We start from the raw sequence: 13,685 nt of genomic DNA, 5'->3' as shown, positions 1-13,685 counted from the left end.
CAACCAAGCGAATGGCCTCTGCTTTTTGCTCTGACGTGACAACCCGATAACCCATGATGCTTCCTTAGATCGACGCTCCTACATCATGGTCTAAAAAAATTCGACCGCAACACGGCAGCTCCTACAGGTGTACGCAAAACATTGTAGGAGCTGCCGCAGGCTGCGATCTTTTGATCTCTAAGATTGCGCGGCCAGCCACGTTTCGTCGCAGCAGGACTTCAAGGTTTCGCGCATCCAGCGATGCGCCGGGTCCTTGTCAAATCGCGGGTGCCAGGCCTGGGTCAGCATGATGGTCGGCAGCGGAATCGGCAGGGTGAACGATCGCAGCTTCAGGCCCAGCCTACGGACGCTCAACAGCGCCTCCTTGGGCACCGGCAGGATCAAATCGGAATCAGGCAACGCAAACATCGCCGCATGAAAACTCGGCGCAATCACGGCCACCCGGCGCTCCAGCCCCAAGGCATTGAGCGCCGTATCGATGGGACCGCGCGCTATTCCGCGACGAGACATGCTGATATGGGAAAACCCGGCATAGCGTTCGGCGGTAATTTCTTCTTCGAACAGCGGATGATCCTCGCGCACCAGCCCGACAAAGTGAGTGGCGAAGAGGTTCTGCACCTTCACCTCTGGCATCACTGGGCGGTTGTTGCTGACACTCAAGTCGATGCGGCCTTCGCGCAAAGCTTCGTCGTCCCCATCGCCCTCGGGGACAAAGCGCAATTCACACTGCGGGGCCTGGCGCTCCATGGTGTCAAACAGCTTGCCGCCATAGACGCCCACGAAAAAATCGTTGGCCCGAATGCTGAAACGCCGGCGCAAGCTGCCCAGATCCACGTCATCGGCGGAGCGAAACAGCAGCGACGCCTGCTCCACGACATCGCGCACCTGCTCGCGCAACGCCAGCGCCTTGGGGGTCGGCACCAGACCACGACCGGCACGCACCAGAATCGGATCACCGATGGCCTCGCGGATGCGCGTCAGGGTCCGGCTCATCGCCGCCGGGCTCAAATTCATCCGCCGCGCAGCACCCACCACACTGCCCTCGTCGAGCAGCGCGTCGAGGGCAACCAGGAGATTCATGTCCGGGAGTTGCATGTCAGGCACTCTTCAGTGATCAGGATTGATGCTGACGCAATGCTAGCAAACATCTCGTGCCTGATGTAAAGGCAGGTCTGACCCCTTCGCGGGCAAGCCTTGCTCCCACGGAGGCCTCAGCGGAGGCCGGTTCTGTGTACTACTCGACACCCTGAGGGAGCGAACTTGCTCCTCCAGGGAAAAGTGTCGCCCGTGGGTGCAAAGCTTGCTCGCGACGACGCCATCAGCCCGACCGAAGACTATCGCTCGTGCAAAGCCTCAGCCCGCGCCCGGATAATCGGCTTCAGCAAATAGCTGAGAACCGTCTTCTTGCCGGTAATGATATCCACCGACGCCACCATCCCCGGAATGATCAGCAACGGCTTCTCATCCGTCCCCAAATGGCTGCGATCGGTACGCAGCTTGATGACGTAGTAGGTGGTTTTCTTGTCTTCATCGGTGATGGTGTCCGCACCGATTTGCTCGAGCTTGGCCTTCAACCCGCCATAGATGGTGTAGTCATACGCGGTGAATTTCACCGTCGCCTCTTGCCCCGGATGCAGGAAAGCGATGTCTTGCGGACGAATCTTCGCTTCCACCAGCAAGGTGTCGTCCAGAGGAACGATTTCGACCAGATCACTGCCCGGCTGGATCACGCCACCAATGGTGTTCACCAGCAACTTGTTGACGATGCCACGCACGGGCGATGTCACCAGGGTCCGGCTGACACGGTCAGACAGTGCGCTGCCGGTGGCCTGGGCCTTGTTCAGGTCGGTGCGTGCTTCATTGAGCTGAGTCAGCGCTTCACTGCGGAATTTGCCACGGGTTTCGTCGATCTTGCGCGCCACTTCCTTGATCGCCGATTCTGCCCGCGGGATCGCCAGGGTGGTGGCGTCGAGCTGCCCACGGGTTTCAACTTCGGCGCGCTTGAGGCGCAACACTTCAACTGGCGATACCGCGCCCTGAGCCACCAACGGCTCGGACATGTTGATCTCCTGGCGCTGCAAGGCCAGGCCGTTGCGGTACTGGGACTGCTTGGAGGTGAACTCGCGCAATTCCTGCTGACGCTGGATCAACTGCTCCTGCAACCCACCGATTTCATCGCGCAACTGCTGACGGCGGCTGATGTACAGCGACTCTTCGCTGGCGGCCTGGCCAGGAACGGCTTTCAGCACGTCAGCGGGGAAATTTAGCGGACGGTCGTCAACTTCGGCACTCAGGCGCTCGACGCGCAGCAACATCGACAGCCGATCGGCTTCGGTCTCGCCCACGTTGGATGCGAAGCGGGTGTCGTCCAGGCGAATCAGCGGCGCACCCGCCTCAACGATCTGCCCTTCCGAGACGAACAGCTCAGAGACGATACCGCCTTCAAGGTTCTGGATTTTCTGGATCTTCGACGACGGGATCGCCTTGCCGTCGCCCTTGGTGACTTCGTCGATCACCGCAAAGTTGGCCCACAGCATCAGGAACAGAAAGAAGCCGATGATTGCCCAGATCGTCAGCCGCACTACCCGTGGCGCGTCTTCAATGAGGGCTTTGTTGACCTCGGGAAGTGGCTGGCCATGCAGTGAATCGGTGCCCTTGAAATAACGGCGAATGGAACCCTTGACCCCGGACTTAAGCAACACTGATCTGCCCCTTTTTCAATGCTTCCATCACCACAGCTTTCGGGCCATCGGCGAGTATCTGTCCACGGTCGATGACGATCAGGCGATCGACCAGCGACAACAGCGACGCACGGTGCGTCACCAGTACAACAGTCTTGTTTTCAATCACTGCAGCGAGGCGTTGCTTGAGGCGTTCTTCACCGGTGTTATCCATGGCGCTGGTCGGTTCGTCGAGCAGCAGGATCGGCGGGTTGAGCAAGAGTGCGCGGGCCAGCGCAACGTTCTGGCGCTGACCGCCGGACAGGTTCTGCCCACGCTCGCCCACCTGAAGCTCATAGCCTTGCGGGTGCAGACGGGCGAATTCGTGCACGCCGGCCAGTTCAGCGGCTTGCAGCACCATTTCGTCTTCGACGTAACGTGCACCCGAGACCAGGTTGTCGCGCAGGCTGCCGGCGAGCAGCTGGATGTCCTGAGGCACGTAGCCGATGTTGTGTCGCAGTTCGCTGACGTCTATCTGACGAATGTCGACGCCATCCACCAACAACGCGCCTTCGTCCGGCTGATAAAGGCCCACGACCAGTTTGGCGAGCGAACTTTTACCCGAGCCACTGCGACCGATGATGCCGATTTTTTCGCCGGGCTTGATGATCAGGTTGATGTTTTTGAGCGCCGGATTCTGCTGATCCGGGTAGGTGAAGTTCATCTGACGGCATTCGATGCCACCTTGCAGGACCTTGCGGCTCAGCGGGCGTTCTTCAAAATTGCGCTCCTGCGGCAACTCCATCATCTGGTCGACCGAGGTCATGGTGACCCGGGCTTGCTGATAGCGGGTCAGCAGGCCGGACAACGACGCCAGCGGGCTGAGTGCGCGGCCGCTGAGCATGTAACAGGCGATCAGGCCGCCCATGCTCAAGTTACCGGCGATGATCTGGTACACGCCGAAGACGATCATGATCACACCGGCCAATTGCTGAATCAGCAAGGTGATGTTCATCGCCAGGCCGGACAGCATTTTTACCCGCAACTCGAGGCGGCTGAGGGTGCCGATGGTCTGCTCCCACTGATACTGGCGCTCGCTCTCGGCGTTGTTGACCTTTACCGCGTCGAGGCCGGCAAGTGTTTCGATCAGACTCGACTGACGCTCGGCGCCCAGGGCCATGGTGCGCTCCATGGTGGCTACCAGCGGCTTCTGCAGCGCGTAGCCAATCAACAGGGCAATCGGGAACGCCAACATCGGAATCCATACCAGATGCCCGCCGAGGATCGCGATGACCAGGAAGATCAGGAGCGTAAACGGCAAGTCGATCAGGCTGGTGAGAGTCAGCGACGCGAGGAAATCGCGCAGGCTCTGAAACTCATGGATGTTCTGGGCAAAGCTGCCGACCCGGGCCGGGCGGTACTTCATCGACATGCCGACGATGCGCTCGAACAGCGTCGCCGAAATGATCAGGTCGGTTTTCTTGCCGGCCAGGTCCAGGCACAGACTGCGCAGGCTTTTGAGGATCAGGTCGAAAAAATAAGCGCCGGTGATACCGATGGCCAAGACCCACAGGGTCGATTCGGCCTGGTTGGGCACCACGCGGTCATAGACGTTCATCACGAATAATGGCGCGGCCATGGCGATGATGTTGATCAGGAAACTGGCAGCGATGGCGTCGGCATACAGCCAGCGCGAGCGCTTGAGGGTGTCACGGAACCACGACCGTGCGCGCGGGATCAATGTGCCGTGATTGACGTCGAATTTATGCTGAGGCTGTGCGAAGAAGACTTTGCCGATGTAGTCGTCGGCCAGCAACTCGCGACTGACGAGGCTTTCGCCACCGTCACTTTCGCTGAGCAGTAGACGGGCCTGGTCTTCACCTTGCCAGCCAAGCAACACTGCGCTGCGACCATCCTTGAGCAGCAGCAGCGCCGGCATCGCAATTTCTGGAATCTGCTCCAGTTTGCGCACCAGTACCCGCCCTTGCAGACCTGCGCGAGCGGCGGCACGTGGCAGCAACTCGACGCTCAGCCGCTGCTTTGGCAATGGCAAACCAGTGGTCAACATCGCAGCGCTGGCTGGCTTTTGATGCAGCGTGCAAAGGGCTAGCAGACCGTCCAGCAGCGGATCGTCATGCAACGCGCGTGGATCATGGATGAGATGAACTCGACTGACTTCTGATTCCACGCTCGGCACTCTTGGCTGACGATTGAACAATAAAGGTTCTGCTCAATTCATACTGGGCAGTTAGACCTTTGGCTTCACGTCGTTCTGCACGACGGATGCCAACGGTGCGACCACTCCCTGGCTCTTGAGCAACTCGCCCATGGTCGCCTTGATTCGGTATTGAGTAAATAACTGAATGTTTCTGATCCACGCAGATCACGGTTTGTTGACGCATGGCTGCGAGACACGCCGCATACCCGGCGAAAACTTCGTTAAGCGCACATGAACGACATGCGCCGCGACTGAGAATCTGCGTGCAATCGTCAACGTCCATCCCCGATCAAAATGATGCGAAACGTGCGACCGGGGAAAATGCCCGGGACCGGATCCACGGAAATCCGCAGTTTGAATATTTGCCATTTTGTTGTCCTGAATCACTGCAAAACCTGCAACCACAGCGAATCCTGAGCAGACAAACGACCGTTTGTCGGAAAGTACAAAATGGGTACTGGATCACACGGTTCGGCCCCCTTCGACTGCCGAATATCAATGTGACATTACTGGGGCGATTGTTTAGGATGGCAGCCACATGGTCAATAGTTTGGCATATAGTTTATAGCCAAAAAATATAGCCAGAATATTGACGCAAAAAAGCGTCAAAGTAGTAACTATTATTGTAGGAAAGAGCGTCCAGACTGATTGGCAACAATGCCTTCAGGTCCATGGAAGTCTACTGAACGTGACACCCGGAGAGTCTTCAATGAGCAGTGTTGTTGCCATCGTCAAAAGCATTGTTGGTCAAGTTTTCGTGGTGTCCCCAGAGGGCATCCGTCGTGTACTCGTTGAAGGCGACCGGCTGTTTGTTGGCGACCAGGTAGACACAGGTGTGGCAGGCGCTGTCACGCTCGAACTGGCCGACGGCCGGACCCTGGACCTGGGCCGCGACACTCAATGGAGCGGCAGCGCTCCGGACTCCAGCACCGACCTGGCAGAAGCCACCGCACAAGCAGCGCCATCGGTTGAAGAACTGCAGCAGGCCATCGTCGCCGGCGCTGACCCGACTAAAGACCTCGAAGCCACCGCAGCCGGCCCGACAGCCTCAGGCCAAGGCGGCGCAGCGGGCGGTGGTCATAGCTTCGTGATGCTCGATGCAACGGCTGGCCGGGTCGACCCGACCGTTGGCTTCCCAACCGCGGGTTTCGGCGCTGTGCCCCTGACCACGCTGGAAACCGTTAACACCCAGAACACGAACAACAACGCGATTGTCGACGCCCCCCTCACCTCGACGCTGAGCCTCAGCGCAACCCCGACCATTACCGAGGCTGGCGGGGTACTGGTCTACACCGCGAACCTGAGCCAGGCGCCTCTGAGTGACCTGACCATTAAGCTGTCCAATGGTGCGGTCATCATCGTTGCTGCGGGACAAACCACTGGCACCGTAAATGTGCCACTCGCGCCTAACGACACTGTTTATAACGACCCGAGCCAAATCGAAGTCACCGTCACCGGCACTACCGGCGGCGGAATGACAGTGGTACCTCCGACCGCTCCAGCGGTAACCCAGGTCACAGACACCGTCGATACCACCACCGTCACGCTGACCGCCGGCCCGACTGTTGTTGAAGGCGGCCCGATTACCTACACCGCGTCCCTGACCAACCCGGCCCAGACGCCGGTGACCGTGACCTTGAGCAACGGCTCGGTCATCACCATCGGCGCTGGCCAGACCACTGGCACCGTCGTGGTCGAGACGCCGGCCAATGACGTTTATGTAAATGGCAGCACTGTCAGCACCACAATCACCGGTGCAACAGGCGGCAACTTTGAGAATCTGGTGCCGAGCACCACGCCTGCTGTTACGACCATTACCGATTCGCAAGACACAACCGGCCTGACCCTCACTTCGACCGGTACTGTGGTTGAAGGCGGTCCGATCACCTACACCGCGACCCTGACCAACCCTGCCGGCACGCCGGTGACTGTGACCTTGAGCAACGGATCGGTCATCACCATCGGCGCTGGCCAGACCACTGGCACCGTCGTGGTCGAGACCCCGGCGAATGACGTTTATGTGAACGGCAGCACTGTCAGCACCACGATCACCGGTGCAACGGGCGGCAACTTTGAGAATCTGGTACCGAGCACCACGCCTGCTGTTACGACCATCACCGATTCGCAAGACACGACCGGCCTCACGCTTACTTCGACCGGAACCGTGGTTGAAGGCGGTCCGATCACCTACACCGCGACTCTGACCAACCCTGCCGGCACGCCGGTAACTGTGACCTTGAGCAACGGCTCGGTCATCACCATCGGCGCTGGCCAGACCACTGGCACCGTCGTGGTCGAGACGCCGGCCAATGACGTTTATGTAAATGGCAGCACTGTCAGCACCACGATTACGGGCGCGACTGGCGGCAATTTTGAAAACCTGGTGCCGAGCACCACGCCTGCTGTTACGACCATTACCGATTCGCAGGACGCAACGGGCCTGACGCTTACGTCGACCGGTACTGTCGTTGAAGGCGGCCCGATCACTTACACCGCAACCCTGACCAACCCTGCTGGCACTCCGGTGACTGTGACCTTGAGCAACGGCTCGGTCATCACCATCGGCGCTGGCCAGACCACTGGCACCGTCGTGGTCGAGACGCCGGCGAATGACGTTTATGTAAATGGCAGCACCGTCAGCACCACGATCACCGGTGCAACGGGCGGCAACTTTGAGAATCTGGTGCCGAGCACCACGCCTGCTGTTACGACCATCACCGACCGCATCGATACTGTCACCGTGACCATCGAAAGCGCTGGCGACGTACTGGAAAACGCAGCACCGACGTTCACCATCAAAGTTGATCAGAAACTCGATCACGATCTGACGGTAACGCTGAGCAACGGCCAGACGGTAACCATCGCGGCAGGTGCTACAGAAACCAATTACACGCTGCCTGCTCAGGGCGACGACGTTTACAAAGATGGCGAGACCATTAAGCTGGGCATCACGGATGCAGCGGTAGAAGGTAAATCCTTCGAGAACCTGGTGATCGGCAAAGAAGCCGAATTGACCATTGGCGATACCACCAGCGAAGTGATCGCGACACTGACCGTCGACAAGACGTCGGTCGTTGAGGGTGGCCAAGTCACCTACACCGTGACCCTGACCAACGCCGCCGGCTTGCCGATCAACAATCACGGTGAGCTGACGTTCACCCTGACTGACGGCACGGTTGTCACCGTTGCCGCGAACAGCACTTCGGGCTCGTTCACCATCACCGCGCCGGATGACATCCTGGTCGGCGGTCAGCCGACTATCGTCAACAAGCTGGAATCGGTAACGGGCGCGGACAACTTCGAGCAACTGACCCTGGGTCAGAACTCGCTGGAAACGACTGTTACTGATGAACCATCGGGTCAAGGTGATGCGGTCAACATCAGTATCGTTGGCAACGGTCCGGTCCTGGAAAATCAGGCCCCGAGCTTCACCATCACGCTGGACAAGCCACAAGCATTGCCGTTGACGGTGACCCTGAGCAACGGCCAGACCATCACTTTCGCCGCAGGCGAAACCTCGAAAGTGCACTCGCTGACCGCGCAAGGTGATGACGTCTACAAAGACGGCGAAACCGTCGAGCTAGGCGTTAGCAATGTGACTGCGGGTGGCACCGCGCTGGAAAATCTGGTGATTGGTAACCCAGGTTCGGTAGTCGTTAGTGACACCCCGAGCGAAGTGGTTGCGACCCTGACGGCCGACAAAACCACCGTCGCGGAAGGCGGGCAGATCACTTACACCGTGACCCTGACTAACGCGGCAGGCCTGCCGATCAACAATCACGGTGAGCTGTCGTTCACCCTGACTGACGGCACTACCATTACTGTTCCAGCCAACACTGCCAGCGGTTCGTTCACCATCAGCGCGCCGGATGATGTTCTGGTCGGCGGTCAGCCGACCATCGTCAACAAGCTGGAGTCGGTAACCGGTGCGGACAACTTCGAGCAGCTGACTCTCGGTCAAAACTCGCTGGAAACGACTGTCACCGACGAACCATCGGGTCAAGGTGATGCGGTCAACATCAGCATCGTCGGCAATGGTCCGGTCCTGGAAAACCAGGCACCAAGCTTCACCATCACGCTGGACAAGCCACAAGCAGTGCCGTTGACGGTGACCCTGAGCAACGGCCAGACCATTACCTTCGCCGCCGGCGAAACTTCGAAAGTGCACTCGCTGACCGCACAAGGTGATGACGTTTACAAAGACGGCGAAACCGTTGTGCTGGGCGTTAGCAATGTCACCTCCGGTGGCACCGCGCTGGAAAATCTGGTGATTGGTAACCCAGGTTCGGTAGTCGTTAGTGACACCCCGAGCGAAGTGGTTGCGACCCTGACGGCCGACAAAACCACCGTCGCGGAAGGCGGGCAGATCACCTACACCGTGACCCTGACCAACGCCGCCGGCTTGCCGATTAACAATCACGGTGAACTGTCGTTTACCCTGACTGACGGCACGGTTGTCACCGTTCCAGCGAACAGCACTTCGGGCTCGTTCACCATCACCGCGCCAGATGATGTTCTGGTCGGCGGTCAGCCGACCATCGTTAACAAGCTGGAATCAGTGACGGGTGCTGATAACTTCGAGCAGCTGACTCTGGGTCAGAACTCGCTGGAAACCACGGTCACTGACGAACCGGGTACCGGCACACCAACAGATAACCAGGGCGACAAAGTCGCTATCAGCATCGTTGGCAACGGTCCGGTCCTGGAAAACCAGGCACCGAGCTTCACCATTACCCTCGACAAGGCACAGTTGGTGCCGCTGACCGTGACGTTGAGCAACGGCCAGACCGTGACCTTCGCCGTCGGCGAAACCTCGAAAGTGCACTCGCTGACTGCGCAAGGTGATGACGTCTACAAAGACGGCGAAACCGTTGTGCTGGGCGTTAGCAATGTCACCTCCGGTGGCACCGCGCTGGAAAATCTGGTCATCGGCAACCCGGGCTCGGTGGTCGTTAGCGACACCCCGAGTGAAGTGGTTGCGACCCTGACCGCGGATAAAACCACCGTGGCTGAAGGCGGCCAGATCACTTACACCGTGACCCTGACCAATGCGGCCGGTTTGCCGATCAATAACCACGGTGAGCTGACGTTTACCCTGACTGACGGCACGGTTGTCACCGTTCCTGCAAACAGCACTTCGGGTTCGTTCACCATCACCGCGCCAGACGATGTTCTGGTTGGTGGTCAGCCGACTATCGTTAACAAGCTGGAATCGGTGACGGGTGCCGATAACTTCGAGCAGCTGACCTTGGGTCAGAACTCGCTGGAAACCACGGTCACTGACGAACCAGGTACCGGCACACCAACCGACAACCAGGGCGACAAAGTCGCTGTCAGCATCGTTGGCAACGGTCCGGTCCTGGAAAACCAGGCACCGAGCTTCACCATTACCCTCGACAAGGCACAGTTGGTGCCGCTGACCGTGACGTTGAGCAACGGCCAGACCGTGACCTTCGCCGCCGGCGAAACTTCGAAAGTGCACTCACTGACCGCGCAAGGCGATGACGTCTACAAAGACGGCGAAACCGTTGTGCTGGGCGTTAGCAATGTCACCTCCGGTGGCACCGCGCTGGAAAACCTGGTGATTGGTAACCCAGGCTCAGTGGTCGTCAGCGACACCCCGAGTGAAGTGGTCGCGACCCTGACCGCAGACAAAACCACTGTCGCGGAAGGCGGGCAGATCACTTACACCGTGACCCTGACCAATGCTGCGGGTCTGCCGATTAACAATCACGGTGAACTGTCGTTTACCCTGACTGACGGCACTACCATTACTGTTCCAGCCAACACTGCCAGCGGTTCGTTCACCATCACCGCGCCGGACGATGTTCTGGTCGGCGGTCAGCCGACCATCGTCAACAAGCTGGAATCGGTAACGGGTGCCGACACCTTCGAGCAGCTGACCTTGGGTCAGAACTCGCTGGAAACCACCGTTACTGACGAACCAGGTACCGGCACACCAACCGATAACCAGGGCGACAAAGTCGCTATCTCCATCGTTGGCAACGGTCCGGTCCTGGAAAATCAGGCACCGAGCTTCACCATTACCCTCGACAAGGCACAGTTGGTGCCGCTGACCGTGACATTGAGCAACGGCCAGACCGTGACCTTCGCCGCCGGCGAAACCTCGAAAGTGCACTCACTGACCGCGCAAGGCGATGACGTCTACAAAGACGGCGAAACCGTTGTGCTGGGCGTTAGCAATGTCACCTCCGGTGGCACCTCGCTGGAAAATCTGGTGATTGGTAACCCAGGCTCGGTGGTCGTCAGCGACACCCCGAGTGAAGTGGTTGCGACCCTGACGGCCGACAAAACCACCGTCGCGGAAGGCGGGCAGATCACTTACACCGTGACCCTGACCAATGCGGCCGGTTTGCCGATCAATAACCACGGTGAGCTGACGTTCACCCTGACTGACGGCACGGTTGTCACCGTTCCGGCGAACAGCACTTCGGGCTCGTTCACCATCACCGCGCCGGACGATGTTCTGGTCGGCGGTCAGCCGACCATCGTCAACAAGCTGGAAAGTGTCGAAGGTGCCGACAACTTCGAGCAGCTGACGCTGGGTCAGAACTCGCTGGAAACCACGGTCACTGACGAACCAGGTACTGGCACACCAACCGATAACCAGGGCGACAAAGTCGCTATCTCCATCGTTGGCAACGGTCCGGTCCTGGAAAACCAGGCACCGAGCTTCACCATTACCCTCGACAAGGCACAGTTGGTGCCGCTGACCGTGACGTTGAGCAACGGCCAGACCGTGACCTTCGCCGCCGGCGAAACCTCGAAAGTGCACTCGCTGACCGCGCAAGGCGATGACGTCTACAAAGACGGCGAAACCGTTGTGCTGGGCGTTAGCAATGTCACCTCCGGTGGCACCGCGCTGGAAAATCTGGTGATTGGTAACCCAGGCTCGGTAGTCGTCAGCGACACCCCGAGTGAAGTGGTCGCGACCCTGACCGCGGATAAAACCACCGTGGCTGAAGGCGGCCAGATCACTTACACCGTGACCCTGACTAACGCGGCGGGCCTGCCGATCAACAATCACGGTGAACTGTCGTTCACCCTGACTGACGGCACGGTTGTCACCGTCCCAGCTAACGGTACTTCCGGTTCGTTCACCATCACTGCCCCAGATGACATCCTGGTCGGCGGTCAGCCGACCATCGTTAACAAGCTGGAATCGGTAACGGGCGCGGACAACTTCGAGCAACTGACCCTGGGTCAGAACTCGCTGGAAACCACGGTTACTGATGAACCAGGTACCGGCACACCAACCGATAATCAGGGCGACAAAGTCGCTATCTCCATCGTTGGCAATGGTCCGGTCCTGGAAAACCAGGCACCGAGCTTCACCATTACCCTCGACAAGGCACAGTTGGTGCCGCTGACCGTGACGTTGAGCAACGGCCAGACCGTGACCTTCGCCGCCGGCGAAACCTCGAAAGTGCACTCGCTGACCGCGCAAGGCGATGACGTCTACAAAGACGGCGAAACCGTTGTGCTGGGCGTTAGCAATGTCACTTCGGGTGGCACCGCGCTGGAAAATCTGGTGATTGGTAACCCAGGTTCGGTAGTCGTTAGTGACACCCCGAGTGAAGTGGTTGCGACCCTGACGGCCGACAAAACCACTGTCGCCGAAGGCGGGCAGATCACCTACACCGTGACCCTGACCAACGCCGCCGGTTTGCCGATTAACAATCACGGTGAACTGTCGTTTACCCTGACTGACGGCACGGTTGTCACCGTTGCCGCGAACAGCACTTCTGGCTCGTTCACCATCACCGCACCAGACGATGTTCTGGTCGGCGGTCAGCCGACCATCGTCAACAAGCTGGAATCGGTAACGGGTGCCGACACCTTCGAGCAGCTGACCCTGGGTCAGAACTCGCTGGAAACCACCGTTACTGACGAACCAGGTACCGGCACACCAACCGATAACCAGGGCGACAAAGTCGCTATCTCCATCGTTGGCAACGGTCCGGTCCTGGAAAACCAGGCACCGAACTTCACCATTACCCTCGACAAGGCACAGTTGGTGCCGCTGACCGTGACATTGAGCAACGGCCAGACCGTGACCTTCGCCGCCGGCGAAACTTCGAAAGTGCATTCGCTGACCGCGCAAGGCGATGACGTCTACAAAGACGGCGAAACCGTTGTGCTGGGCGTTAGCAATGTCACCTCCGGTGGCACCGCGCTGGAAAATCTGGTGATTGGTAACCCAGGTTCGGTAGTCGTTAGTGACACCCCGAGCGAAGTGGTTGCGACCCTGACGGCCGACAAAACCACCGTCGCGGAAGGCGGGCAGATCACTTACACCGTGACCCTGACCAATGCTGCGGGTCTGCCGATTAACAATCACGGTGAACTGTCGTTTACCCTGACTGACGGCACGGTTGTCACCGTTCCGGCGAACGGTACTTCCGGTTCGTTCACCATTACTGCCCCTGATGACATCCTGGTCGGCGGTCAGCCGACCATCGTCAACAAGCTGGAATCGGTAACCGGTGCGGACAACTTCGAGCAGCTGACGCTGGGTCAGAACTCGCTGGAAACCACCGTTACTGACGAACCAGGTACTGGCACACCAACCGATAACCAGGGCGACAAAGTCGCTATCAGCATCGTTGGCAACGGTCCGGTTCTGGAGAATCAGGCGCCAAGCTTCACCATCACGCTGGACAAGGCACAGTTGGTGCCGCTGACCGTGACGTTGAGCAATGGCCAGACCGTGACCTTCGCCGTCGGCGAAACCTCGAAAGTGCACTCGCTGACCGCGCAAGGCGATGACGTCTACAAAGACGGCG

The 13,685-nt window shown here is 59.0% G+C and carries 4 protein-coding genes; 1 reads left to right on the top strand and 3 read right to left on the bottom strand.

What is annotated here, in order from left to right; translation table 11 throughout:
- Window positions 1–177: 177 nt before the first annotated feature.
- From GBC55_RS28690 to GBC55_RS28680, 3 genes are all read right to left on the bottom strand, one after another.
- On the bottom strand, window positions 178–1,095 hold the full coding sequence (locus GBC55_RS28690) for a LysR family transcriptional regulator (protein ID WP_162440962.1): 918 nt from the start codon (window positions 1,093–1,095) through the stop codon (window positions 178–180).
- Between the two features lie 239 nt (window positions 1,096–1,334).
- Complete coding sequence (locus tag GBC55_RS28685; protein WP_162440961.1) at window positions 1,335–2,702, bottom strand: HlyD family type I secretion periplasmic adaptor subunit; 1,368 nt, start codon at window positions 2,700–2,702, stop codon at window positions 1,335–1,337.
- Window positions 2,692–4,848, bottom strand: coding sequence for a type I secretion system permease/ATPase (locus GBC55_RS28680; protein WP_162440960.1), 2,157 nt, complete (start codon window positions 4,846–4,848; stop codon window positions 2,692–2,694). The genes GBC55_RS28685 and GBC55_RS28680 overlap by 11 nt, the downstream gene beginning before the upstream one ends.
- Window positions 4,849–5,587: 739 nt before the next feature.
- Between GBC55_RS28680 and GBC55_RS28675 the strand changes: the two genes are divergently transcribed.
- Window positions 5,588–13,685: retention module-containing protein (locus tag GBC55_RS28675; protein ID WP_247267053.1), on the top strand; the 8,098-nt coding region annotated here is incomplete at its 3' end.

This window comes from Pseudomonas sp. TNT3 (assembly GCF_010095445.2).
Lineage (GTDB): Bacteria > Pseudomonadota > Gammaproteobacteria > Pseudomonadales > Pseudomonadaceae > Aquipseudomonas.
This window is presented reverse-complemented; position numbering and strand designations above follow the sequence as displayed.

Excerpts from the sequence above, each read along its gene's own strand:
- GBC55_RS28690 (WP_162440962.1), bottom strand. The coding sequence starts at position 1,095 with ATGCAACTCCCGGACATGAATCTCCTGGTTGCCCTCGACGCGCTGCTC.